Raw genomic sequence first — 25,767 nt, 5'->3', positions numbered from 1 at the left:
ATAGGATACATATGAAAAATCAACTTATAAAAAAGACGATTGTTACCCTGATGGCTTTATTCCTTATACTAAACTTAGGGACAAATGAAGCTAGCGCGAAGGTTCCAGATTTTAATGGTGGCATTTTAGACGAGTATTCTTATGAAGAGGTATTTTTTCTAAACGGCTCTCCAATTACATTTACAGGGAAAGCAACCGTCTCTGAAAAAGAAAGTAAAAACCAATTAACTTCTACTTATAAATTTAATTTAAGTAATCAATATGGAGATAAGTTAACAAGAAGCGTCGTCTACGTTACTAATTTAACTACTCATGTTAAAAAAAATCAAACTACGGCTCAAACTACAGTTAAAAGCTACTCCGAAAAAGTAACTTTAGCTGATAAATCGACATTTACCTTAGATGATTATCAATTTTCTCAAGGTTCGGTTATCGATAACCGCCCAGCAACTGATTATTATTCGGGGAATATAATTGCAAGAAAGATTTATAAGCGTAGTCAAAAAATCGACAGAGAAACAATTAATGATTTAATTACTGTTTATATGGAAGGAAATAATGTTGGCTACAAAAATTTCTGGGGCTCCACTGACACTCAGTTGATTGACTACGAAATAGATTCCCCACAAGGGACTTCATTTGTAACTAGCAAGGTTTCGGACAGTAAATCTAGAGTATTAGAATACGAGAAGCATATCCCCTCCCTATCTAGCTTTGTAGGTGGTCACTCAGTTGTAAGCAAGTCAAACATGGTAGCAGAGTATGATTATCAGATTCCGTTTAATCCATACAACACAACAGGGACTGCATACATCAATAAAGATAAAACACCAACTATCGAAAGACTTATTGTCCCTAAGTTTCGTGATATTGAAAAGCATTGGTCCAAGCCAAATATTGAAAAACTATATTCTTTAGGTATTTTTGATGAAACAAGTAACTTCTTCTCTCCTGATGCAGCAATGAAAAAAGACCTTTTCACTGTAGCTGTGGCTAAAGCTGTAGACTTGCGTGTACTAGAAGAAAAACCAAAAAACAAGAAGAATATACGAAAAGCATTATTTTCAGATTTAGATATTAATGATCCGAACTATGTATATATTGAAAGCGCACTAAATAAAGAAATTGTAACTCCAGTGAATGCTGACATATTTGGAGCAAATAAATCTATCACTAGAGCAGAGGCAGTAACTATTATTATTCGCTCTCTTGGATTAGAGGGACGTGCACCAACCCCTGGTTACACAACGAAGTTTATTGACGACAACAAAATACCAAAATTAGCAAAGGATAGTATCTATGTCGCAAGTGAACTAGGTCTAATTGATCCAGATAGAAAAAATCGCATCAACCCTAACGAAGTCCTTACAAGAGGAAAAGCATCACAGCTACTTGTTAGATATATGAACTTCCTTGAATCTGACCTAAAACAAAACTATCGCGATGACATGATTAATTTCAACTAAACTCAAAACCCCATCTAAACACCGGCGAATGCACCGGTTCTAGATGGGGTTTTTCACTTGATTGAAAATAATGTTACAGGTGCCTGGCACCTGTAACATAGGTGACCTAGACATACCTGTAACATATTACACAAATATAAACCAAAGGATTGCTGTAACGATGATTGTTGTAATACCTTGGAGTAGAGTTGCCATTGTTTGTGCTTTGTACGCATCAGTAACCTTCATGCCGCTAAATTGGGTCACTACCCAGAAATAGCTGTCATTTACATGGCTCACTGTCATCGCTCCTGCTCCTACCGCCATAACAACTAGCGCTAACGGTAATGCACCCTCTATACCTAGAGTTGGTAACATTGGCGCTACTAGTGATGAAGTAATAACTAGAGCAGCTGTTGAGGAGCCTTGTGCTGTTTTAAGAGCTGCCGCAATAAGGAATGGTACTAGTAAGAATAATGCTCCGTTAGCCAATACCCCTAAGTCCATTTCCTGTAGAAGCTCTGCTACTCCAGAGTTTTTAATAACTGTACCAAACGCTCCTCCTGCACCGGTGATTAATAAAATTGGTGCTGCTTCCTTAAGGCTTTCACCAATCCAACCAGACAGCGTTTTTTCACTAATTTCAGGTAGCAATAAGAAGGAAGCTAATACACCGAACAATAGTGCCACAGTTGGAGAACCAAGGAATCTCAAGAAATTCGTTAATCCTGATTCATCGCCAACTAACGCTGCAACTGAGCCCGTGCCGATTAATAAAATTGGTAGTACGATTGGTAAAAAAGCTTTAAAGGTAGATGGCATTTTCCCAAAGGATTTAATAACCTCTTCATAATCCAGTGCATCTTCCTGATCCGCTGGCACGTCTATTTTCGTCCCAACCTTCACGGCCCATAAATAACCTACGATAGTGGCAGGAATTGCTACAAACAAACCGACCAAAATTATAGTTCCAAGATAATCTGTTGCTCCAATATTCCCTGCTGCTGCGATTGGTCCAGGAGTTGGAGGCACTAATGTGTGCGTTGCATAAAGTCCTGTAGACAAAGCTACTGCCATAGATGCTACCTTGACCTTCGCACGTTTTGCTAATGACTTTTGTAAACTTGATAAAATAATAAATCCAGAATCACAAAATACAGGTATTGATACGATAAACCCTATGATGGACATGGCAAGCTGCGGTCTTTTTTCACCTAGAATACGAAGGACAACCTCTGCCATTCGGTAAGCTCCACCAGACTTTTCAAGAATAACCCCTATGATTGTTCCAGCAACAATTACAATCCCGATACTCGTCATCAAACCGCCAAAGCCAGAGTTAACATTCTCTACAACAGTTAGCAGCGGCATACCAGAAGCAATACCTACAAAGAAGGCACTGATTAATAGAGCCAAAAAGGGATGTAGCTTGAACACTGCAGTTGCCACTACAACAAAAACAACTCCTAACAAAATAACTAAAAACAACATGACCTTACACCTCTTCCTTTAGAATGGCTTGCATTATTTCCTTAGTTCTTACAGTTAAATAATGAATCGGGTCTTTTAAGGATTCTTCCACACTTACTGAATGGTCTACTATACTAACAAGCTTAGAAAAATAGGTAGACAAGTCTACTTTACTTTCTTTCTCTATAAAGCCCGAGAGCAATATAACGGGAATTCCTCTTTTATTTGCAGCAACAGCAACTCCCATCGGAGCCTTACCAGAGAGAGTTTGTCTGTCCGTTTTACCTTCTCCTGTAATGACGAGGTCTGCATCCTCTAAGTGCTTTTCAAATTGAATGGACTCCATGACAACTTCTATACCTGGCTTTAATTGGACAGGAAATAAAGCAAGAAAAGCACCTCCAAGTCCTCCAGCTGCACCCGCACCTGGCATCTGATGCACCCTAATACCTTTCACTTCAGCTATTTTATTTGCAAGGTTCTTTAAACCATTCTCTAGCTGGTCCTCCATTTGTGGAGTTACCCCTTTTTGTGGACCAAACACAGCCGTAGCTCCATTTTTGCCTAATAAAGGATTATCCACATCACAAGCTAGTATGAACTGTGAACTTTGAATTCGCTTATCCATTCGACTGATATCTATCTCTTCCAGATTTACAAGAGAGCCTCCCCCAGCTTGTATTTCTTCTTTTACTTTATTCCTAAATTCAACCCCTAATGCACGTAGCATCCCTGCCCCGCCATCATTCGTTGCACTCCCCCCTATTCCAACAATAAACTTCCGGAATCCTTGATCGAGCGCGTGACGAATCAGTTCACCTGTACCAAACGTTGATGTCTTTAGCGGATTTCTTTCAGCTTGCGACAATAGAGTCAAACCAGAAGCTCTCGCCATTTCAATGACACAAGTCTCTTTGTCTCCTAACACCCCATAAACCGCCTCTATTTGTTTTCCTAACGGGTCTTGAACGGTTGCAGTTACAAATGTTCCACCAGTTGCAATGACAAGGGGTTCAAGCGTTCCTTCCCCACCATCTGCTACAGGTAGTAATACAGTTTCAATAGATGGATCAACCTCATGAATCGCGTTGGAAACAGCCCTAGCAACCTCAGTTGCTGACAATGAACCCTTGTAAGAGTCAGGACTAATAACAATTTTCATATATTCTCTCCTCCGATTAAAGCGCTTACAAAGATTATATTGCAAAGAAAAAATGATTACATTATACTTATTGTATAATTTAACTGTATTATAACAGCTAGTTTTTTATACATTGAGGTGATTCAATTGATAACCAAGCAATTAGCCGAACAAATAGTACAGCAAACTATGCTTCGTCTTCATAGAAATATTAACGTTATGCAGACAAACGGAGTCATACTTGCCTCTGGCGACGAGCTAAGAGTAAATCATATACATGAAGGTGCTATTGAAGTAGCTAAAACTAAGTCCCCACTAAGGATTACAAAGGATAATAATCATCTTTTTCCCCGAACAAAGTGTGGCATTAATTTACCTATATTCTATCAAAATGAAATAGTCGGAATCATTGGAGTAACGGGAGAACCAGCCGACTTGGAGGAGATAGCAACACTTCTCCAGTTAACAACTGAAATGATGGTCCATCAAGCATTGATAGTCTCCGAGAGAGAATGGAAGCGGAAAATACAAGAGCTCGTCTTCGAAGAATTAATGAGTGGACAGCCAATCCAGAAATATTTACAGGAAAGGCTCAACAAAATAGGCTTTCAAAACAAAGCCCCATTTTATGCAATGATGCTTGAGGTAGATCCAGAGTCTTCCTCTTATCAAAATATTATTCAGGAAATAGAATACTATCTAGAAACAGATTCTATATTAGTCGGTCATTACCAAGCGAGCGAGCATTTTATTTTAATTTCTGGCTTGGATAAAACAACATTCACTCGCAAAGTTACCTTATTAGCAGAAAAACTAAAGAAATATTATTCTCTTTCCATTGGGCTAGGGAGAGAAGTGCAATTATTAGAGCAAGTCCATTATGCCTACCGAACAGCCAAGCTCGCGCTTCAATACGGGAATCCTAACAAGCCAGTCATTTCCTTCGAGGAGGTAGAAATTTACTCTCTGTTTAAAAACAAAGATTCCTTTGAGGTTCAAACCTATACAAAAAAAATGCTAGAGCCACTGGATATTAAACTACAAACTACCTTGCAGAAATATTTTGATTGCAGTCTTCAGCTCTCTACTTGTGCTGAGGAACTTGGGATTCATCGCCACACCCTCACCTACCGTTTAAACAAAATAGCACAAGTAACAGGTTATAATCCTACTAACTTTCAGGATGCCCTAGCACTTCAGTTAGCTTTGTTATTAAAAAAGACTATGTTAAAGAGTAGGGTTGATTTATGATACAAAGAAATCTTAGATCAGAGAGTAGAATTGATTGTTCGCACCAGCCGGACGCTTTCCTCGGGGTGAGCGATAAGCCCCCACCCATCGCTTACGCGCGTGGTTGTGAGGTCTTATCTGTCTCACTCATCCCGTAGGAGTCGCCGTCTGGTGCTCCAATCAATAAATGGAGCAGCTATAGCATCGATAAAGCGCTAATAAATTTACAAGCATAAACAAAGCTGAAAAACTATCACCAACACCTATTTCATCATCTTTTTAATATTCTTAATAGCCATTTGAAAGTTCCTTTGTTTATGTTAACAGTCACTATAAAAAAGAATTGTTTGTCAAAATCAACCAATAACATTAACAAAGCTTTCAAAAACTAGAAATTTACATTTCAACGAAAAAACCGTTTCAGCTCATTAGCCGAAACGGTTACATTATTTATATTTTATTATTTTTTAGCTACTTGAACGTTAGCAACTTTTTTAGCGCCTACGTATTTTTTACCCCAGTAATAAGGATCATTAATTTTATCGATTCTTACACCTTTTGATGATGAAGCATGAATGAATTGGCCATTCCCGATAAACATTCCAACATGTGAAACACCTTTTCCAGTCGTATTGAAGAATACTAAATCCCCAACTGCTAGTTTAGCTTTTTTTACTGGCGTTCCTTTACTGTACATTCCAGCAGCAGTTCTCGGAAGAGAGACACCTTTACCTTTGTACACGTACCCAATAAATCCAGAGCAATCAAATCCTGCCTTCGTTGTGCCACCATAACGATATTTAGTTCCAATTAGACTTTTCGCACTTGATACTATTTCGTTGGATTTTACAGAGCTAGCTGCTTCTGTATTTCCCGCAAATGTTCCCATGGCTAAAACTAGAGTTAGTGTTAAGATCGTGATTAGTTTTTTAAACAAAGAAGTCAATTTTGATGTTCCCCCAAAGAAGTATTGAAAAATTTCTCTATTTTTTCTCGTTAAAAATTTCTCTATACCCATACTAACACGGTTTAAACATTAGTGATTTTACAGTTGTGTAACAATAAGATTACAAGCCGAAAAATATACTAAGACTCTCCTCCCGTTTTAAATTTGAATAAATAAGTACAATATGCCTAATTTATTAGCATGAATTATAATATTCTTATTATTTTCCTCTATCTATCCATAGGATATATGTGTTATAAATAGAGGGTTAACTATTATTTGCCAAAAAAGAATAGGAGATTACTATTGTGAAACTGAAATGGAAAAATACACTTACTCTACATCTCGGGACAATTATCGTCGGGGTAATGATTGTTATGCTTACGATTACTTCTGTAGCTACTTATAAAACTGCCTATGGCGAACTTTACAAAGCAGCTGGGATTGAAGCATATGGTTGTGCTAATATTACTACTGGTTTAATTACACCTGAAGATATTAATAAAATACTTGCTGGAGACACTGCTGCCGTTAAAAGCGTAGGTGAGCAGCTAAACTGGACTACTGCTCATAAAGATATTTTTGAGACACAATATATAATTGACTTAGAAGGAAACCTATTAGCTACTGATGATAACTTAAAAGAAACTGGTTTTAATGCAGGAGATCAATTTTACATAGATCAAGAAGCGATTGATATGCTTGTCAAGATGGGACACCCTACCTACTCAGAAAGCTATGAGTACGCTGGGATGAATCGTTTGTCTGGCTATGCTCCAATTTTCGAGGATCATGACCCCTCGAAAAAAATTGTTGCTATTAGTGTAATAGATTTTAATGCGGACATCGTCTCTGAAAGAACATGGGATGTAGTTAGTAAAGGATTACTATTAAGTATTATTCCTTTATTGTTAGCATCTATAGTTACTCTTCTTTTAATTAGAAGAAAAACAAAGCCTTTATCTGTTTTGATTGCTCATGCTGAAGAGATTGCTAAAGGAAACTTATCCGTTAAAGACACAAATTTTTCAAGCAAGGATGAGGTTGGAAACTTAAGTAGGACGCTTGATACACTTGCTGGTAACTTACGTACGATGATTGGAACGATTCAAAACACTTCCTCCCAATTAATGAAAAATGCAGAAGAAACTACAGCCTCTTTGATTGAAATGAAGGAAGCAGCGCATCAGATCGCCAATAATATGAGCGAAAATGTTGCATCTATATCAACGGGTACTGCATCTGCTGAAAGCTCAACCGTTATCTTAAATAATTTAGCTACCGGCCTACAGCATTCAAAGGAAACTGCGGACCAGTGCTCGGTACAATCGATGACCACTATGCAGATTGCTCAAGAAGGCCTCAAGAAAGCCGAAGAAACTAGTCGAGACATGAATAAAATAAGAAATGCTTCCATTGAAACTAGCGCAATGATTGTGAAGCTCGACGAAGCAACTAATAAAATACAGCAAATTACTGGGTCCATCGCCGGCATAGCAGCTCAAACAAATCTACTGGCACTTAATGCCTCTATAGAAGCAGCTCGTGCTGGTGAGCATGGAAAAGGATTTGCAGTTGTAGCAGAAGAAGTTCGCAAGCTAGCAGAACAGTCTAACTTAGAGGTTAAACAAGTAGAAGAAATCGTAAAAGAGATAACGGAAAACATCTCACACGTAGTAACCTCTACGGACACCAGCACCAAACTAATCGAAACTGGAAATGCAACCGTTCAGCAAACTTCTCAATCTTTACAGAATATCTCTACAGCTGTCGGGAAGACAGTAGAGGAAATCTCAAGGATATCTAAGATGACAACTGAGGAAGCTGCTAACTCGAAGCAAGTAGTAGATCTTATCGAAAATCTAACTGAATCTATAAGAGAAATTGAACAAGTGACTACAACCATTTCAGCCGTAACAGAAGAAACCTCTGCCTCTATAGACGAGATTTCACAGCATTCCGCTGAAACATCCGAAGTAGCACAACAACTTCACAACCTCATAAACAAATTTAAACTCTAACGATTACTTACTTATATTATTACAAGTGCCTGGCACCTGTAATATATATGGCACCTGTAATATATTTTCAGAAGACACAAAAATAGACGCCCCGTTAGAGGAGCGTCTATTTTTTTATTTGTATAAGCTTTTAATAAGGGTTTCTAGCATTACTGGCATTTCAACAAAAGCACTGTCTATATGTAGTCTTTCTGTTTTTTGGTGAGGGTCCTTGCCAAATGGGCCCACGTTAAGCACTGGTCCTTTTAATTTTGCCATATCTTCGAATGGGATATCATAGGTATCTCCCCACACTGGTGTATTGCTTTCAAATGCTGTCCAGCCGTTACCATCGTCCTCATAATTTACATAACTCAAATCACATATTCCATTAAAATAATGGATTTGCTTAATTGTGTTATTAAAGGTTTGTGCAGATTGCTTCATTAGCTCCACCGCTTCTATAATCAGTGGATCCTTGGATGTGTTAACCGCTGGATAATATGGTGGAGCAAAGAGCAACACGGTAGCTGGTGAAAGCTCCTGGCATTGAATCATGAGGTTATCTACTATTCGAAGTGATTTTTCACGATCGTCCCATTCCTCTTCCTCAAGTACTTCTTGCTTAAGTCTTTGAACTTCCTCTATCCCTAATTTTTTATTGGCATACGCAAGCAGCTCGTCATATTTCAAAACTCTGACCTGTCCAATTCCTTGGACCTGCTCCCTTTCACAAATTTTTTGATAGGTTTTATTTAAAGCGTCCATTGCCTCATTCGCAACCTGTTCAAACAGATCCATAATGTCAGAAGCAGTTCTTCTTAATAAAAACACGTTGTACAAAGCAACTGCTCGGTACGGTGTCTGCGTTGAATAAGACATTTTCAAATCCTTTTGCTGTAAAGAAACTGGCAACGGAGTACTTTCTCCAAGGTCATGCTCTGTAAATATAGGGTTATATTCCATTCGCTGTGTTAAGAAAGAAGCAATATAGTTAGCCGTCATCCCTTTCATCGGCTCTCCTACATGAGTTTCCTTTCCGTAAAACAGCGCAGCGGGCATAATTTTACCGATCGTACCAGAATAGATATACTCGTCAATATCCTTTGGCACCTGTGAAAACGAAGGTTCACTATTTAAAAACAGCTTATATGATAAATTAAACTCTTCACGAATTCGTACTAGCTGAGTAACAGCCGCACGCATACCAGCAGAGTTTACCTCTTCATCCGGTACACTTGTAAGAATTAAATTAATTGGCCATTCTTCCACAGTAGCTTTTTCAATCAACTGCATATGTAAGGCTAATCCCATCTTCATATCCATCGTTCCACGGCCAAACAAATACTTGCCGGTCGCCAAATCTTCCTGAGCATCTTCTGGTAGCTCACTAGGATTCTCCATTAACTTTCTAGTTAACTCCTCCGGAAAATAAGCTAAAGGCTCCAAAGTACCATATTCTTCTGTCTGCACAGTATCGAAATGACTAATAAGAACAACCGTTTCTGTTGCAGAAGGATGCTTATATAAAGCCGTCACTACCTGTCTTCCCAAGCCTGCATCATGAAGCTGGAGCTGACTCGGATGAGTTTGAAAATATTCAAGCTCTCGAATCTTCTCTATTAACTTAGGCGCAAACTCCCTTTCTCCATCCGTTAACGTAATACTATTCCAGCTCACAAGCTCACACAATAATTCACGCAGTCGATCTGGCGTATCCCATAAAAGCTTATTCATACTAATCCTCCTAACAAAATATTTTTTATATTTATATAGTTTATTTTACATTATTTCAAGTGCCTGGCACCTGTAATATTTCATCCATAAATATACAAAAAAAGGTCAATGCAAATTGACCTTTTCCAGAATTCCTTATAATTTTTTCCATTCTTCTTCTAGCCATTCTAAGCCTTTTTCACCTTCATACGCATCATATACATCGATACGCATTCTTTTTAGCTTAGTTAAGTAGTCGTCAATCGTATGATCTTTTGGTAAGCTCTTTTTCACACGAACAAATACTTTATTTGCTCCTTTTACCAATTCGAATTTTTTACGCTTTGGTAATACGACATCTTCCCCTAACTCAAGCAATGAGCGATATGCTTCTTCTTGAATTTGAAAAACTGGGTCATGGTCTAATCTTACTTTTAGTATATCAATCACTTGGCTTGTATTATAATTTCCCAACTCTTCAACAGCACTTAAACGAGTTCTCCAGCTTCCAGTACGGTTAGCTGCTTTTTTAAGATCCTCATAGTTTTCTGGTAACTCATTTTTTATAGACTTTTTACTCAATCAATTCATACTCCTTTAAATTTCATCTTAAACACATTATGTTTGTCCATTAATTATATACTATGTGCTCATTAAAACCTATTTTTTATATTTACCTTAAAAAAGCAATTAAATAATACTGTATAATTCCCAATTATATCGTAATTAATACATATAAATGATACAATTTCAAAAAGGAGGTGATTGGTTGAAAAACGTCGATGAAATAAAAAAATATAAATTTTTATTGTCCTTTCACGATGGCCATCAACTATTATTTGAAACAAACACAGACATTAGAACAGCAGAGCGCGAATACATAAATGGTGGAATGTTCGTGGAAACTGAAAATAAATACACTATCAATTTAAACCAAGTAGCAAGAATTCAAGTCAAAAAACAACGATAATGAAGCACCGTTCCTCTGTCCTAATAATTATGAGTTTTTAAAATCAACCCTCAAAATAAAATACATTTCCCTTAAAAGCAAAACGCACCCCTATTTAAAAACGGATGCGTTTTTTATATGCTTTTTTATGATATGTTACAGGTGCCAGGCACCTGTAACATAGTGTTATGCCTCTATCCTTGGTTTTCTTCTTCGCTCAGTTTTTTGTTCTCCTATGGAGTAAAGGTAACCTCGCTCACTAAAGTTAAAACTCTTATACTTACACTTACAATATAAAATGATTAGCTGCTCCGGTAAGACTGCTATCATTGCGTAAAATACAATCATGCCCAAAACAAGGATACCCGGAGTACTGCTGTCGTAGTAATTAGAGTTATGAGAGATCCACTTCGTTATAAGTATAAATACAGCTCCCCCTATTAATACTACTTTAGGAACAAACGACATGTTTGCTAGTTCGTTTCTTTGCTCTTCTTTTTTGGAGCCTTTTCGATAGTGACCTTTTTTAAGCAATACATAATAACGTGCCATTATAATAATAAAGAATAAGAGTGCTACTGCTAAAATAACGCAGGCAATTTGCATTAATGTATCCGCATTGTTTGTCATTCCCTCGTCCTCCAAACCTATAGTAAATAGGGAAATAATCAGGAATGGAATAGTACCGACATTATGGGAAACCAAAATGGAAAGTGCGTACTGTATCCTTTCACTTCTTTTATAAACAAACGGGATAGAATACACAATACTCAACCCTATTAAACCAACAGTAAGCCAAAAATGTATGTTAATTATCTCCTCTTTAAACGGAAAAAGAGAGTAAGGTGCTGCTAAATAATAATTTAAGGCAAACATTAACGCTTGTAAAAAAATACCTAGTATTAATACAACACTAATACTTTCTCTACTTTGGCGACCAGATTCTAACGGTTCCCTTAATACTTCAAAATCTTCCTCCCTTAATTGGCCCCTCATTTACTAGTCAACTCCTAATCTCTTTGCTAAGCTTCTTCCCTCGTTTTCTCTTAAGCATTTGATCTCCTACAGAATACAAGTAGCCTCGCTCATTAAAATTGAAGCTTTTGTATTTATACTTACAATATAAGATGACTAACTGCTCAGGTAGGACAAACAGCATGACAAAAAAGAGACCGATACCAATCGTAATGATTAAAACAGAGTCTATATTAAACTCAGGCATTACTCTTACAACATATTGCATAATGAGCACTATAATTAAACCAAAGACAACAGCAGGAAAAATTAGAAGAGTAGTATTTTTTTCTAGTTGACCTCTAATCTGATCCTTCTTGCTTCCCTTTCTATAATGTCCTTTTTTCAATAAAATATAAAATCTTATACATGTAGCGAAGAAGACCAAGAAACCACAGCTAAGGATAAGATATGTAACCTTGAGCAATTTTTCTGCACTTACCACTTCTCCCCCTGTATCCTCTCCAATTAAAAATAGGGCACAGATAAACAAAGAGAAGGATAATAAATTTTGCGAAACTAATATAGAGACTAAATACTGAATTCTATCAAACTTTCTATAAACTATTGGTATAGCAAAAACAAGCGACAGTATAATTAAAGCAACTGTAAAATATAAATGAATCTCTATAATTTTCTCTTTATAAGGAAACACTGTATTTGGACCAACCATGAAATATTCTAATAAAAATACTAAGGCTTGTAGAAAAACTGTTATAAATAATATTGCCCCTAAACTTCCTGGACTTTGTCTACCAGATTCTAACGGTCCCCTTAATACTTCAAAATCTTCCTCCCTTAATCTACCCATTAGTCTTTCTAAACTCCCCATTCATTTTTAAGCCTCTATCCCTCGTTTTCTTTTAACCTTTTGATCCTCACTAGAATACAAATAGCCTCGTTCATTAAAATTAAAGCTCTTATATTTATACTTACAATATAAGATGACTAGCTGCTCGGGTAATATGAACATCATTACGAAAAATGCAAGGATTCCCCCAATAATGATAGCAATAGTGTTACTGTCATCGTAATTGGAGTTTTTGGAGATGTACTGAATTACAAATACTAGTCCAATTCCACCTACTATTGCGCCTGGAAGAAAGGACATAGATTCTAATTTACTTCTTTGTTCATCTTTTTTAGAGCCTTTTCGATAATGACCTTTCTTTAGCAAAATATAAAAACGGATAAACGTAACTATAAATATTAAAATTCCTATAGCCAAAATAATATAGGTGATTTGCAATAAAGAGTCTTTATTCGTGTTTATGCCCCCATTTTCCATCCCTATTAAAAACAAGGATACAAGTAAAAAAGGAATGGATGACATATTTTGTGTAACAATAATTGAAATTAGATATTGTATTCTTCCGCTTCTGTTATAAACATAGGGAAGGGAATAAAGCACACATAATCCAATTAAGACGGCAGTAAGCCAAAAATAAAAATTCATTATCTCTTCCTTATTTGGAAATGTGGTAACGTCCTTCACCATAAAATAGAGTAAAGCAAACATTAATGCTTGTATAAAAATACCTAGTATTAATGCAAATCCAAGACTTCCTGGACTCTGTCTGCCAGATTCTAACGGTCCTCTTAAAACTGCAAAATCTTCCTCCCTTAATCTACCCATTAGTTTAATGAGTCAACTCCATTCATTTATTAAGCTTCTATCCCTCGTTTTCTTTTAACCTTTTGATCCTCACTGGAATACAAATAGCCTCGCTCATTAAAATTAAAACTCTTATATCTATACTTACAATATAAGATGACTAGTTGTTCTGGTAAAATGAACATCATCACAAAAAAGGTGAGGATGCCCCCTACAATGAGAATAGCAAAATTAGAATCATCGAAAGCTGAATTTTTAGCAAGATACTGTATAACAAATACTACTCCAACTCCACCTGCAATAGCACCTGGAAGAAATGACATAGATTCTAATTTACTTCTTTGTTCATCCTTTTTAGAGCCCTTACGATATTGGCCTTTTTTAAGCAAAATATAAAAACGTATAAATGTGGAGATTAGAATAAATAAACCTAGGGATAAAATAACATACGTAACCATTAACAAAGATTTTGTACTAGTTATTGCCCCCCCGTATGTAGACCCTAATAAAAACAGGGACAATAGTAAAAAAGGGAATGTAGACATATTATGCGTAACAAGGATACTCAGTAAATATTGGATTCTACTACTTTTTCTATATACTGCAGGTATGGAGTAAATAATAGAAAATACACTTAGAATTATAGTCAACCATAAATGAACACTTAAAATTTTCTCATGATTAGGGAATAAAGTCTCTCCCTTTGTCAAATATGAGAGGACTCCATACAGTAGTGATTGTAAAAATATACTTATTATTAAAACAAAACTAATATTGCTTGGACTCTGTCTGCCCGATTCCAACGGTCCCCTCAATACTGAAAAATCTTCTTCTACTAATCTCATCTTAAACCCACACTTTCTTTAGCGGAACCATCCTTTAATATGATCCATAGCAGATTTTCCGCCCTCTTTCTTACTAGTCAATGCTATATTAGCAAGTATCCCTAAACCTACACCAATAGCAGTTCCAACACCTGGAATAGGAATCGCAACTGTGAAACCTACGGTAAATGCAGTCTGGACTGCTCCACCAACCGCAGTCTCTACAGCTGTGTCAACTGTTGCTCTGGCGGCTGCTTTCCCACCACTAAGCCCTTCACTTTTAGCTGTATTATAATTACTAAAATAATTGGCTGCTGCTCCTATTGGTCCTAATGCTTTGGTTACGCCTTTAAGTCCAGGTTGAGCCATTCCTTTAATGTCTACAATATCCTTAAAAGACTTTCCTATTCCTTTTGCTGTAGCGGTACCAACAGTTTTAGCTTTTTCAACGCTAGTAGCCTTGTCATTCCAATATGCAAGATTAGGATGTTTTTTTAATACCTCATCCCCGGTAGTTGACCACCCACTAGAATTTGGTTTTTGTGTGGCATACTTTAAATCCGTAGTATTATTTATTGCTTTTTCGTGATGTTTTTTACTCCATTTTTTATCTCCCTTAGGAAGACCTTTGTTAAAGTCTCTAAGTGCTTCAGCATCAGGAACTACTTTTAAATGCTTCAATGCTTCACCGTTTGCCTGAATCTTATGTGTATACTTTCCTGTTTTCGAGTCATATACACGTGAAGTTCTTAACACTCCTTTTTTACCGGCTTGATACATACCATAACTTGATACTAGACCAGTAGTAGCAGTATTAATACGTTTTAGGAGCCCTACTTCCTCTTTAATCTTATCCACATCACTTTTGGTATTAGCCACGTCATTTGGGTCACTGGACTGATCCTTATCCTCTACATGTTCTAAGGATGGGTCTTGGGTATCTAGTTCGGTTTTAAGGGGGTGTTCCGCCGTATAGTCCTTCCATACATCCGCCTGGAAATCTATGTCTGATAGTCCATCATTCATCATGCCCTCAATGTCTAATAACCATTGTTCCATACTTAATAAATCCTTTTCAACAAAAAGGAGATTATTCGTTTGAGTCATATCAAATTCACATAAATCCGAAACCGTTAGATCTCTCTTTTTTCGAGAATCATTAACGCCTTGCTGTACTTCACTATCGTTTAAATGTGGGAGCGCAACAATATCAGATACCTGATCCATAATAGAATTAGACTCGTCTGTAAGTGATTCTGTAATTTTAGAAATGGCGGTTAGTCCCTCTTCCACTTCTCCCTCTAAAAATGTTTGCTTAATATAACCATTTGGATCTGGCTCTAACCCCTCTAAAGCTAGCTTCATCTGAGAAAGCCTTTCCTTAAATCCTGTTTGAAATATCGTAAAAAACTGAAGGAAAGGGATGTGACAATCGTTGTAAAATGCACGAATGGTATTTCCACCCTGACCCTTTAAATGATCCTCCATTGCGACGAGACCGCTGATTGTCTTTTGAATTTGCTGCATTTCCTGTTCTACCCGTGTGAGCATATCTGTGTTTCGCTGTATACCGTCTTGAAAAGGACGAACATCAAGGACTTTCATAAGGATACCTCCACTAATCAGTGTTATATTTTCTATCCAAAACATCGATAGTCATTACGCTTAGATTTTAGTTGGTATGTTACAGGTGCCTGGCACCTGTAACATACCAACTAAAAAAATAATGATTATAGTACACCTAGACTCATTTCTACGAAGCTTTTTTCGGAGTTATGCATTTGTTTCATTTGGACAAAAATGGGTGTTTTTTGTGTTAGCTGCTTCTGCTCTGCATAGCCAAATAGCTCCCAGTATTTTTCCTGTGATTTTATGTCGAAGTCATGCATAATTCTAGTCATTAGCAGATTGTCTACAAGAAAATAGCTGCTAAACAAGACCGCCTCTTCCTCAGGCACAGAGAAGTATTTTTCTTCAATAGGCAGGAAGATTTGTGCAGTCATTACCTCTGCGGTAGGGTCACTAATGATTGAGAAGAACATAGTTCCTGTAGGCGTGTAATTATACTTCTCTAAAATTTGGATAAAATCGGCAATAGCTAAGTCAATTTCTTCAGGGAGAAAATTATAAAGCTTAGAAGCTACATTCCGATAGGCAATTTGATGGTTCGCTACTATCATTTTTCAGCCCCCTGCCCTATTACAGGTACATATAAATCAATAATAAATTCACCGTAAACATCTAACAGGACACAATAATAGTTATCTTCTAGCTCTATGTCATTTTCTATTGCATAGGATTTTACTTTGTCATAGGCTGCCGTGAAATCTACTTCCTGCTCTGCTTGTCTTAATAGCAGGGCCTTTTCAACCTCTAAGTGCTCGATAAATGAAAAATGAGCATCTTCATTTAATACGACTGCTGTACTTATTGGTAAATAGTAATTAAATAAACCAGTTTCTGCATCGTTATCGTACTCTTTATAGGAAAAAAAGATAGGCCCATTTTTGTACACTTCATTATTTAGCGTAAAGTTTTCCAACTCGAATATTCCTTCTTGCCAATTTTCTTTTTTATCTTTTACTTGAAAGGAAAGCACATTGTCAAATAGCAAAGAACATAATTCAATTCCCATGGATGATCACTCTTTCGTCTGATTATTTTAAAGGTTTCTCGAATTTCAAACGTATATTAAGATACTAAATCTCATATTTTTTCTGGAGGTACCGTAATAATGAAATTAACTAAAATATGTAAATGTATCAAAAGAAATGAAAAATAGACTTAGCATATTTAAAATTTCTAACCGCTCTTTTTCTAAAAAAGAGACACTCTTCTGCTTATAGAAGAGCCTCTCCTATTGTCAATGTTAATTCGCTAGCATCTTATGTCCACCTGACCCATTTATACCAGTAGAAATTGTCTCATCGGTCTCTTTCATAAACTCAACCGAACTAGTAGTTGTAAGGATATTTTCTCCTAATAACTGTTGATATTTAATTAACAAAGTTTCTAGATTTACGGAGAGCTCATTTAACTTAGTAGCCACATCTAGCACATTTCCTTCAATTGGCGCCTCTTTTGTAGGATTTAACGCTTCATTTGAGGCTGTCATTTGCTCTAATTGGTTCTCTACATCCGCATAAACAATTTTTATTTCCTCTGACATATACATACACCCCCGCTATTATTTCATATTGTTAGCCGCTTCCTCAGCTAAAAGCCGATCAATAGTCGCTTGGATACTAACTATCTCTGCTTGAAGTTCAGCAATTTTTGCGGCAATTGCATCAAATACAGCACTAAATTGAGTTCCTATAATCTCTAAATACGGTTGACGTATTCCCGATTCACGAATATCATCAAAGGCTGTCGCAAGCGTCCCATGCCAAGTAGTAGGAGTAAGCTCCGGTTCCTTACATTTAGGTTCATTGGACTGAAATTCTCCCTGCTTCCCTGTGAGAGAAGCTTGACACGCATTTAACCTAGCTATCTTCGCTTTAACTTCTGCTAGCTTCATATACCAATACATAATCAAATTAATTCACCCTCCCTTATACCCTTCTTCTTTTTTGGAGTACGGTTTGACGTTTGTGCGAGCTTTGGCAAAAATACTACAAAGAGAATAATAATCCCACTGGCTATAATCAATAGGAAAACAAGTGTGAGCAGGTTGCCATTTGAACTTCCTTCTTGCTGTTGCTGTGAGAAGTTCCCTTTTGTTCTTGTCTCTTTCTCCCCAGAAGTGAAAAGCTTTAATTCTAAGGAGCGTGCTGCCACCGTACTATTCTCACCTCTTTCATCACTTAGGAAAAGGAAAGATGAGTCAGTACGATTAGGCAGCTTCTTCCTACCATCAAAATATATATCAAACTGCTTAATAGGAATCGTGTTTTTCATTTCTGTTTTCTTCACATCATGTAGATAATCGGTATTTTTCTTAAATTCTAGCTTTTCATATAACAAAGGCTCTAATTCATCGATTGTTTTATTTTCATCTGCTAGCACTACTCCACTTTTAGGAAAACAGAGTAGCGCTGTACAGAGGACCACTAAAATGACCTTTTTAGCCTTCATACGCTTCATCTACTGTCGTAGCGTTTTGGCCATTGTTCTTGCTTACAAAATAGGATACTACTAGCATTATGATTGCTATAACACCTGTAATGATTACTCCTATCGTAAAGTTTGTTTCAGCCTCATATTTTATTGAAAGATACACGTTGGATAAAATATCAGGTACGTTCACATCTGGCACTGCTAAAATCAGCAGTGGAATAATGTAAATACACATAAGTACTATTCCAGCTAGCCACCCGGCTGCCTGACCAAACTCTAATGCCGCTCGAACAATGGATGCACTTGCTAATAGTAATAGCACCGTAAATATCGTCCATTGAATGGCACGATCGTCATTTAAGATGTACATATTAATACTGTATAGGCTAATAATAATCCCAACTAAAAGAGATAAGATGATTGTCATTGCTATACGAAGTCCAACTGCCCCATCCTTTAATTGATACGTAAAGTAACCTATTAGTAGACTACTAATCAGTAGAACGATAAATAAGATAACTGGTGGAACCTTTTGTCCTTCCTCTGAGACAGCAGCAGCTCCTTTTACTCCTAGCGGATTCACAAAATGGTTAAATGCATAACCATTTTCCTGTCCATCTACATAAGTGTTTGCTAGGAAGCTTTGTATGTCCCCATCAAAATCAGACATAGCATCCACGTTTATCTCCCATTTGTTACTAAACTCATCAGATGTAGTTTTAATGTTATCTGCTTTTGCGTGCAATTCATTTGCGTAATTTACCAAGTTATTCTGACGGTCCGATAACGTATTCATCATTTGACTAAGAGAAACTAGCTGATTACTTACATTTTGTTGACTGGATGCAACTTCTCCCTCACCTACTGTTTGCTGAGGTTCTGCACCTAACATAGTAGCTGGGTTTTGAATTTGCTGCAGCAATACATTCGCCTGCTTATCAATCGTATCTAAATCATTTAGTAACGATAAATGCTGCCCTTCCACTGTTTCTCTTTGACCGGACATAATAGCAGCAAAGGTTGTGCTTAAATCGGTCATTCCTAATTGAGTTTCCGGTATACTTTCTTCTACTGCAGTCCAGCCTTCTAATTCTATTTCATTAACATCTACCACATTTTTAAGTAAGGCTGTTAAAATTTCGTCTTCTAGCAGGGCATCCTTGTTGGTGCTTTCCCCTCCTTCATTCAACGTATATTCAAACTGCTCTAAAGTTGCATAATAGGACAATAAAGAGCTTAGCTCTGTATTGGTAACTCTTTTACTAAATAACTCTTGTAATCTAGTTTTCTGTTCGGCTGTTAGATTAGCATGAGTCAATAATGCTTCTTCTTTTTGACTAATCTCCAACCCTATCCTTACCGTATCAGCCGGGTAGGTGTCTATAATTTGCTGCACGGATTGATATTCCCTGTATACGGCCTGATAATCTGTTAAAAGACTTGTATATTCCTTAGCAGCAGTAGCATAATCATTTGTTCCTTCTTGATTGGAACTGCTCCACACGTTTTCTTTTTGAGAAATAAGCGCGGTGACATTTGTCAATTCACCTTGTAGCTGATCCAAATCAGTTAACAATGTAGACTCTGGATCTGTTTCAGCTATTTTTGTTTTTAAAGACTGTAGAGCTGTAAGGATTTCATTAACCTTTGTACGCTCCTCCTCTAAAGTAGGAAGAAGTGTCCCTGTTTTTGCTGCAGCCTTTTGTTCCATTTCTGTACCGATTGGAACTAGTTGCTGTGGATCAGTTCCAACATCCATTATCCCTAGTACAGCAGTACCGTTCTTTCTTGCCTCAATTCCTTTTTCTAAGCTTGCAAGCACCGAGTAGTTATAGCGATCGATTGCAGTTTTTTGAACGACAAGTAAGTCATTAAGCTGGCGATCTACCTCACTTTTTCGGAGCTCAGACAATGCATTGAACTTCTCCTGGTTGGCATCTATAATATTGTTCACTTTGTAAATTTCATCATTTAACTTTTCGTTGCTATCTTCTAGCTGCTGAACAGTTTTATTGAAATGCTCTGCTTGAGAAGCGGCAGCAACCTTTATCTTTGCAAGACTGTCATCTTGGACTTGTCTTAAAATTTCTTTTTGACTATCCTGGAACGTTTTATATTGCTGGACGTAGCTGATAAATCCAGTCATTTGGTTTCCGAAAGTTTCCGCATTTTCAATCCTTGCAGCGTGAGAATTATTAGCTGAACTCATTGTTGAAAGTAATCCAGCCATCTGTTCCTTTTGTCGTTTCATTTCTTCAGCAAGTGTTTCAGATTCCGGCTTATAGTAAGCTGACATCGTCGATAGAAACTCAGTTTCCTTACCTAATATATTCGCAAATTCCTTTTTAATATGATCCATTTCCTGTGCTACGTATGTCCAATAAAGAGTAGACACCTTTTCATTTACACGATTGGTAGCTGACTCGATCTCATGCAGCACTCTCTCTTTTCGTAGCCCAGCCTTTTGTGAATGCACCTTATAAGAGAATTCTGCTCTTTCCGGATTTTGCTGATCATAAGACATTACATTGGAAGAAAAATTAGAAGGGATATAAACGATGGCCTCATACTGATTAGACTTCAACCCATTTTCAGCTGCCCCTCGGCCGACTACCTTCCATTCATATGGTGAATCGGTAGCTAGTATCGTCACTACCTCTACCCCCATGTCAATACTTTCCTGACCTTTTATGATCCCCTGATCCTCATTGACAATGGCAATAACTCTTTTATTTGGATTGTCTAAATCTAATATGCTGACCCCCATCAGCTGAAAGAACAAAATAGGGAGAGCTAATATTAGAACAATCCCAGCAACTATTTTCCATAATCCCGTTCCCTTTAAATTTTTCATTGGGTGATCTTCCTCTCCATCTTACATAACGGAATTAACACCTTTGTGGCGTTTCCATTGAATACGTAATGCGCATAACCTAAAGGCAGTTCTGCCTCTTTTCTTTCATAAGGTACTGTATACAGCGTTTGCTCTGATTTTTTCATAAATACTAATCCTTGTCTTACGAGCTTCAATTCATTCGTAAATGCATCGAAGCCTTTTGTAATTTCTGAGTTGTTAGCCGATATAATCACATTAAAGCCTAGATGAGTATATTTTTTCATTAGCTTAGATAGACGATCCTGAATGCCTACATCTGCGAGCTGTAAAAATCTTGTATAGCCATCAATGATGAAATAGGCAGGGACGATTGTTGGTGATTGTCCGTTTTGCAAGCTTTCTAGATAGCTACTTTCCACTTCTACATAATGTTGCTCCACGTTGGTAATCCAATCTATCAATCGATCTTTCGTTTCTAAGTAGTCTACTTTTGGTTCGTCTGAGAATGCTGCTAAACCTCGATCAAATGAATCAAAGATAGCAATAAAGCCATTCTCCGTTTCTAAAAATTGATGTAATAACCACTTAATCGTATTCGTTTTACCTCTTTGAACCGGACCAATCAGCATTAGATGACGATTTTTATTAAAGTTAATTGGAATCGTTCTAACTGTTTCTTCATCTAAGCCAAGCTGTACTATTCCAGGCATTATGTCATCCTCTAAATAGTCTTGGAAGTTGTCGCTGTTTAACTCAAGCGGCAGCATTGGAATTGGCTTTGGTGCAGGCATATCTGCATAAGCACTCTTCAATGCTTGCACTTTTGACTTAATAGATTCTAAAATCTCGAAATCGTCTACTCCATGTGCTGGGAGGAATAATTGTGCAAACTTCGCTTCTTCTTTTTTAATAATCGCTCTACCTGGGAAAGGCTCTAAGTCAAATGGAACTCTTCCAATGACACCATACGACTCTGTGCTATCCATTAAATAATGGACTATTTTAGTTCTTAAATTGTTCATGAGTGATTGTCTAATGGACTGTACTCTTGTTGCAGATACAAGCAGATGAATACCTAATGATTGTCCATCTCGACCAAACTGGATGAGCTGTGCCTCTAGCTCTTCCATTTCCTCACGCACAATATCATAGTTATCCACTACTATGTAAATAAGAGGTAATGGAGATTCTGATACTTTATTGTACATATGGATATTACTCACTTCAGCCAATTGGAAAGCTATCTTTCTGTTAGATATCTCATCCTTTATTATATTTATAAGCTTATCTCGTTTTAACTCCTCATCCATCGTAAAGTAATCAGCTGTATGTGGCAGTTGCCTCATAGGAAGAAGAGATCCATTTCCATAATCTAAAATGTAAAGGTGAGCCTCGGCAGGGCTTAGATTGTCTGCTATACCTAGTAAGAGTCTTAATAATGTATAAGATTTCCCATAACCTGAGGAACCAAAGATTCCTACATTCCCGTCCTTCTTCCATTCGTAATAAATTGGATTTTGCGCCTGTTTTTCTGGTTCATCTATCATTCCAAGTAGGAAGGCATCCTCCATTTCTTCTATATGCTTGGACTGAGTAATCCTTAAAGCCAAAGGTGGCAGCCATGGACTTTGGAGCTTTTGGATAGCCATTTCTTCTTGGGTTTGAGCAATTTTAGCAGTCACTGCCTCAATTTCTGTCATTTTACTCTTTTTCTTACTTACCTTCGTTTCAATGCCCGTTAGTGGAATTAGCCCTAAATCAGTGACAATTGCAATGTCCTCTTCTCCTTCTAACGTTTCTTCCATATACGGCGCACCACTCCAAGCAGATTGGAACAGCTCGTAGACCTCATTATTTCCTACCTGCAAATATCCTCTACCTGTCACGGTAATGGAAGCTGCATCACTATTTTTGAGAATTTCCTTACTATCGTTCGCATCCTGAACCTTCAGGGCTACTCGGAAACGGGCATTACTCCAAATTTGCTCATCAATAATTCCGCCGGGTTTTTGAGTAGCAAGGATTAGATGTACTCCTAAGCTACGTCCAATACGAGCAGTACTTACTAGCTCCCGTATAAATTCTGGCTCCTCACTCTTTAACTCTGCGAACTCATCAGAGATAAGAAAAAGATGTGGAAGTGGTTCAAGAGAAAGACCGTTTTTATACAGCGTTGTATAGTCATCGATATGAGCAACCTCATACCGATCAAATAAGCGCTGTCTACGTTTAAGCTCACTATTGATAGATGTTAAGGCACGCATACTAAAGTTTTTACTACCTTCAATATTCGTTATTGTTCCTAACAGATGAGGGATTTTCTTGAACGGCTGTGCCATTCCCCCTCCTTTATAATCGATAAGTAAAAACGCAACCTCATGCGGATGAAAATGAACCGCAAGTGATAAAATATATGTTTGAAGAAATTCACTTTTCCCTGATCCAGTTGTACCAGCCAGCAATCCATGAGGGCCATGTGCTTTTTCATGTAGATTTAAGTGAACAAGCTCTTTTTTCCCTTTGAGCCCTATCGGAACTGCAAGAGATTTAGCTGATTCATTTGTCTTCCAATATTGTTGAACAGGAACGTCTTCTACGTCCTTTACCTCAAACATTTCTAAAAAGCTAACTGAATTGGGAATCGAATTTTTCATACCTATTTGGTGATTCAATGTTCGCAGCATACGAGAGAATCGCTCATTAGTTGTAGCGTCGTAGTCATCCAAATAGAAGGGTCTGTTTACAGCCTTACCTTCCTCTATTAAAATATCTCCTTCACGATCATTTACATATCGAACGAGTGTATGAACATTCTCGGTCATCCGTTCCTCAGCCGATTCAGCAAAAATTACCGAGAAACCTAATTCTTTTGTATTCTTTTTCTCTAAGTATTCCATGATGACATGTTCTGCTATTAAAGATGTATCCGAAATGATAAATACTAGATGAGGGGTAAATCTTACTTTCCCTTTCATCTCATCCACATCTCTTTCCCGAATTATTTCGTAAAGTGAGGACAACAACTGATCACGAGTTTCCTCATTATGGATTAAGCCTTTCGCATGCATGTTTGGAAGTGTGGAATGAGGGAGCCACTTCATCCATTCATAGTCCTTGTATTCTTTGTGATTAAAAATATTAATCACACGAATATCATGATAGCTATGAGCAAAGGCTAGCTGTCCAATTATTTGTTGAAGCTCCCGTTTGACCACATTTTCCTTACCGATCAATCCTAAAATACCTTGATGTAAATCGGTTGTTATTGGTGCAGATTGGATGGTTTGATATACCTTTTCCATTCTTTGCGCCTCTTCTAGTAGGTCGTCCACTTCTCTGTTTGCTAAATCCCCAGAGCTAAGCTTTATTTCATAGCTTGATGGGACATCCCCAATGCCTAATCTAAATTGCAGAAAGTCATGGCTTTCTAAACTTTTCTCCCAAATCCGTCCCGATAACTCCTCTGTCATTATCTTCATTTTTTCAAAGGATGGATAATGATACTCGAGCACAAACTTTTGCTTTTCCGATAAGCCATCCAGCTCTTCTCGTAAATTTGCCATATAGGCCGCATAAACTCTTCTTCGCTTCGCTTCGTTTTCTTTTCTCTTTTTACGTTCCTTAAAGAAATTAATTGTAGATGTAACAAGGACAGCCATGAACATCGTGATCGATATGATGACAAATACCCCTCGTGGAACAAAAATGGTAATCGTTCCAATAGCGATTAGCATGACAAGCGGTAGTGCAATCGTCATCAATAATCCTCGACCTGCTGCATCACTTTCCTGAGCAGGAAAGGAGATAGATACTTTATCCTCTGGTAAGTCATAAATCATTCGAGGTGTTCTTCTATATTCTGGGTACATAGCATATCTTTCCGTTTTCGGTAATTCTATTTCAGGTAGCGGGCTTATATATTCCTTACTTGTCACTATTTCGATTAAATCTCTTTGAACCAGTTTAATCTCCATAAATGCCCATTGTAGTACATCGCCGAGCTGAATAATTTGGTTAGTACCGCAACGTTTTCCGTTTAGATATAAAGGACATGCAAAATCCTTTTTGATAATCCAGCCATCATTGATTTTATTGAAAGAGAAGTGACCAGTCTCCACTTCAGGGAACATAATATTCGTACGATGAAAGGTTGCTTGTTCCTCATGACTGTCGAATGACACTTCGTTTGTATAATCAATAAAATAAGTTTTTGTCTGAACCGGTAAAGAAGATACGAACACTTTTAAGATCTTATCTCTCTGCTCAATTGCAAGACCACTTTCTTCTGTCAACACTCCCAATTCCTGTGCCCCGTCGTGAAGGACTAATTGATTTTCCTTATTTTCAATCCTTATTTCTCCAAAAAGAAAAGGGAAACTTTGGACGGTCACATCATGCTCTATAGCAGGGCCAATGGTTAGTGTTGTAAACTCTCTTTGTTTTATCTCTAATCGTTGATAATCTTCTCCATAAAATACCCATAGCTGTAACAACCTGAACACCCTCTTTCGTACCCTGATAG

The 25,767-nt window shown here is 37.3% G+C and carries 21 protein-coding genes; 4 read left to right on the top strand and 17 right to left on the bottom strand.

Annotated features, from left to right (window positions below):
• The first annotated feature begins 11 nt into the window (after positions 1 to 11).
• Positions 12 to 1,466, top strand: coding sequence for an S-layer homology domain-containing protein (locus HF876_RS03935; protein ID WP_169358757.1), 1,455 nt, complete (start codon positions 12 to 14; stop codon positions 1,464 to 1,466).
• Positions 1,467 to 1,592: 126 nt separating this feature from the next.
• On the opposite strand, the gene HF876_RS03930 is transcribed toward HF876_RS03935, so the two are convergent.
• Together HF876_RS03930 and HF876_RS03925 are read right to left on the bottom strand one after the other, a co-directional pair.
• Positions 1,593 to 2,936: a GntP family permease gene (locus tag HF876_RS03930; RefSeq protein ID WP_169358756.1), complete on the bottom strand. Its 1,344-nt coding sequence runs from the start codon at positions 2,934 to 2,936 to the stop codon at positions 1,593 to 1,595.
• Between the two features lie 4 nt (positions 2,937 to 2,940).
• Positions 2,941 to 4,077 (bottom strand): glycerate kinase, encoded by a 1,137-nt coding sequence (locus HF876_RS03925; RefSeq protein WP_169358755.1) that lies wholly within the window; start codon positions 4,075 to 4,077, stop codon positions 2,941 to 2,943.
• Positions 4,078 to 4,203: 126 nt separating this feature from the next.
• Here HF876_RS03925 and HF876_RS03920 point away from each other — a divergent pair, with 126 nt between their 5' ends.
• Entirely contained in the window at positions 4,204 to 5,307 is a 1,104-nt protein-coding gene (locus HF876_RS03920) for a CdaR family transcriptional regulator (RefSeq protein ID WP_169358754.1), read from the top strand.
• A gap of 439 nt (positions 5,308 to 5,746) precedes the next feature.
• Here the strand turns inward: HF876_RS03920 and HF876_RS03915 are convergent, their stop codons facing one another.
• Positions 5,747 to 6,232 (bottom strand): C40 family peptidase, encoded by a 486-nt coding sequence (locus HF876_RS03915; protein ID WP_240949614.1) that lies wholly within the window; start codon positions 6,230 to 6,232, stop codon positions 5,747 to 5,749.
• Between the two features lie 308 nt (positions 6,233 to 6,540).
• On the opposite strand from HF876_RS03915, the gene HF876_RS03910 reads away from it, so the two are divergent.
• Positions 6,541 to 8,253, top strand: a complete 1,713-nt coding sequence (locus HF876_RS03910; RefSeq protein ID WP_342567009.1) for a methyl-accepting chemotaxis protein — start codon at positions 6,541 to 6,543, stop codon at positions 8,251 to 8,253.
• Between the two features lie 114 nt (positions 8,254 to 8,367).
• Here HF876_RS03910 and HF876_RS03905 read toward each other — a convergent pair whose 3' ends face one another.
• Both HF876_RS03905 and HF876_RS03900 read right to left on the bottom strand, forming a co-directional pair.
• A complete protein-coding gene (locus tag HF876_RS03905) occupies positions 8,368 to 9,969 on the bottom strand; it encodes a M20/M25/M40 family metallo-hydrolase (RefSeq protein WP_169358753.1) in 1,602 nt (533 codons plus the stop codon).
• A 135-nt stretch (positions 9,970 to 10,104) separates the two neighbouring features.
• On the bottom strand, positions 10,105 to 10,530 hold the full coding sequence (locus HF876_RS03900; RefSeq protein WP_169358752.1) for a HEAT repeat domain-containing protein: 426 nt from the start codon (positions 10,528 to 10,530) through the stop codon (positions 10,105 to 10,107).
• A gap of 187 nt (positions 10,531 to 10,717) precedes the next feature.
• Between HF876_RS03900 and HF876_RS03895 the strand changes: the two genes are divergently transcribed.
• Positions 10,718 to 10,918, top strand: coding sequence for a hypothetical protein (locus HF876_RS03895; RefSeq protein WP_169358751.1), 201 nt, complete (start codon positions 10,718 to 10,720; stop codon positions 10,916 to 10,918).
• Positions 10,919 to 11,083: 165 nt separating this feature from the next.
• Here the strand turns inward: HF876_RS03895 and HF876_RS03890 are convergent, their stop codons facing one another.
• From HF876_RS03890 to essC, 12 genes are all read right to left on the bottom strand, one after another.
• Positions 11,084 to 11,893 carry a hypothetical protein gene (locus HF876_RS03890; protein ID WP_169358750.1) on the bottom strand — a complete coding sequence of 270 codons (810 nt, stop codon included), beginning with the start codon at positions 11,891 to 11,893 and terminating at the stop codon, positions 11,084 to 11,086.
• 7 nt (positions 11,894 to 11,900) lie between these two features.
• Complete coding sequence (locus HF876_RS03885) at positions 11,901 to 12,722, bottom strand: ABC transporter ATPase (protein ID WP_169358749.1); 822 nt, start codon at positions 12,720 to 12,722, stop codon at positions 11,901 to 11,903.
• Positions 12,723 to 12,749: 27 nt separating this feature from the next.
• Positions 12,750 to 13,547, bottom strand: a complete 798-nt coding sequence (locus tag HF876_RS03880; RefSeq protein ID WP_169358748.1) for a hypothetical protein — start codon at positions 13,545 to 13,547, stop codon at positions 12,750 to 12,752.
• A 29-nt stretch (positions 13,548 to 13,576) separates the two neighbouring features.
• Entirely contained in the window at positions 13,577 to 14,236 is a 660-nt protein-coding gene (locus HF876_RS03875; RefSeq protein WP_240949612.1) for a hypothetical protein, read from the bottom strand.
• Positions 14,237 to 14,389: 153 nt separating this feature from the next.
• A complete protein-coding gene (locus HF876_RS03870; protein WP_169358746.1) occupies positions 14,390 to 15,955 on the bottom strand; it encodes a ribonuclease YeeF family protein in 1,566 nt (521 codons plus the stop codon).
• A 125-nt stretch (positions 15,956 to 16,080) separates the two neighbouring features.
• Complete coding sequence (locus HF876_RS03865) at positions 16,081 to 16,530, bottom strand: DUF5085 family protein (RefSeq protein WP_169358745.1); 450 nt, start codon at positions 16,528 to 16,530, stop codon at positions 16,081 to 16,083.
• Positions 16,527 to 16,985 carry a DUF5085 family protein gene (locus HF876_RS03860; protein WP_205963999.1) on the bottom strand — a complete coding sequence of 153 codons (459 nt, stop codon included), beginning with the start codon at positions 16,983 to 16,985 and terminating at the stop codon, positions 16,527 to 16,529. Before HF876_RS03860 ends, HF876_RS03865 begins: the two co-directional genes overlap by 4 nt.
• A gap of 234 nt (positions 16,986 to 17,219) precedes the next feature.
• On the bottom strand, positions 17,220 to 17,519 hold the full coding sequence (locus tag HF876_RS03855; protein ID WP_169358744.1) for a YwqI/YxiC family protein: 300 nt from the start codon (positions 17,517 to 17,519) through the stop codon (positions 17,220 to 17,222).
• 18 nt (positions 17,520 to 17,537) lie between these two features.
• Positions 17,538 to 17,882 carry a YwqH-like family protein gene (locus HF876_RS03850; RefSeq protein WP_240949620.1) on the bottom strand — a complete coding sequence of 115 codons (345 nt, stop codon included), beginning with the start codon at positions 17,880 to 17,882 and terminating at the stop codon, positions 17,538 to 17,540.
• A gap of 2 nt (positions 17,883 to 17,884) precedes the next feature.
• Positions 17,885 to 18,427 carry a type VII secretion EssA family protein gene (locus HF876_RS03845; protein WP_169358742.1) on the bottom strand — a complete coding sequence of 181 codons (543 nt, stop codon included), beginning with the start codon at positions 18,425 to 18,427 and terminating at the stop codon, positions 17,885 to 17,887.
• A complete protein-coding gene (esaA, locus tag HF876_RS03840) occupies positions 18,417 to 21,263 on the bottom strand; it encodes a type VII secretion protein EsaA (RefSeq protein ID WP_169358741.1) in 2,847 nt (948 codons plus the stop codon). Before esaA ends, HF876_RS03845 begins: the two co-directional genes overlap by 11 nt.
• The gene (gene essC, locus HF876_RS03835; RefSeq protein WP_169358740.1) at positions 21,260 to 25,738 is read right to left on the bottom strand and encodes a type VII secretion protein EssC; all 4,479 of its coding nucleotides are present in this window, start codon (positions 25,736 to 25,738) and stop codon (positions 21,260 to 21,262) included. The genes esaA and essC overlap by 4 nt, the downstream gene beginning before the upstream one ends.
• Positions 25,739 to 25,767: the final 29 nt, after the last annotated feature.

The sequence above is a fragment of the Psychrobacillus sp. BL-248-WT-3 genome, from assembly GCF_012843435.1.
In the GTDB taxonomy this organism is placed as follows: Bacteria; Bacillota; Bacilli; order Bacillales_A; family Planococcaceae; genus Psychrobacillus.
This window is presented reverse-complemented; position numbering and strand designations above follow the sequence as displayed.

What these genes read in the sequence shown, in the direction of transcription:
- HF876_RS03870 (WP_169358746.1), bottom strand. Translation starts at nt 15,955, where the DNA reads ATGAAAGTCCTTGATGTTCGTCCTTTTCAAGACGGTATACAGCGAAAC.
- HF876_RS03860 (WP_205963999.1), bottom strand. Translation starts at nt 16,985, where the DNA reads ATGGGAATTGAATTATGTTCTTTGCTATTTGACAATGTGCTTTCCTTT.
- esaA (WP_169358741.1), bottom strand. Translation starts at nt 21,263, where the DNA reads ATGAAAAATTTAAAGGGAACGGGATTATGGAAAATAGTTGCTGGGATT.
- HF876_RS03865 (WP_169358745.1), bottom strand. Translation starts at nt 16,530, where the DNA reads ATGATAGTAGCGAACCATCAAATTGCCTATCGGAATGTAGCTTCTAAG.
- HF876_RS03930 (WP_169358756.1), bottom strand. Translation starts at nt 2,936, where the DNA reads ATGTTGTTTTTAGTTATTTTGTTAGGAGTTGTTTTTGTTGTAGTGGCA.
- HF876_RS03885 (WP_169358749.1), bottom strand. Translation starts at nt 12,722, where the DNA reads ATGGGTAGATTAAGGGAGGAAGATTTTGAAGTATTAAGGGGACCGTTA.
- HF876_RS03855 (WP_169358744.1), bottom strand. Translation starts at nt 17,519, where the DNA reads ATGTCAGAGGAAATAAAAATTGTTTATGCGGATGTAGAGAACCAATTA.
- HF876_RS03935 (WP_169358757.1), top strand. Translation starts at nt 12, where the DNA reads ATGAAAAATCAACTTATAAAAAAGACGATTGTTACCCTGATGGCTTTA.
- HF876_RS03880 (WP_169358748.1), bottom strand. Translation starts at nt 13,547, where the DNA reads ATGGGTAGATTAAGGGAGGAAGATTTTGCAGTTTTAAGAGGACCGTTA.
- HF876_RS03905 (WP_169358753.1), bottom strand. Translation starts at nt 9,969, where the DNA reads ATGAATAAGCTTTTATGGGATACGCCAGATCGACTGCGTGAATTATTG.
- HF876_RS03850 (WP_240949620.1), bottom strand. Translation starts at nt 17,882, where the DNA reads ATGTATTGGTATATGAAGCTAGCAGAAGTTAAAGCGAAGATAGCTAGG.
- HF876_RS03890 (WP_169358750.1), bottom strand. Translation starts at nt 11,893, where the DNA reads ATGAGGGGCCAATTAAGGGAGGAAGATTTTGAAGTATTAAGGGAACCG.
- HF876_RS03845 (WP_169358742.1), bottom strand. Translation starts at nt 18,427, where the DNA reads ATGAAGGCTAAAAAGGTCATTTTAGTGGTCCTCTGTACAGCGCTACTC.
- HF876_RS03925 (WP_169358755.1), bottom strand. Translation starts at nt 4,077, where the DNA reads ATGAAAATTGTTATTAGTCCTGACTCTTACAAGGGTTCATTGTCAGCA.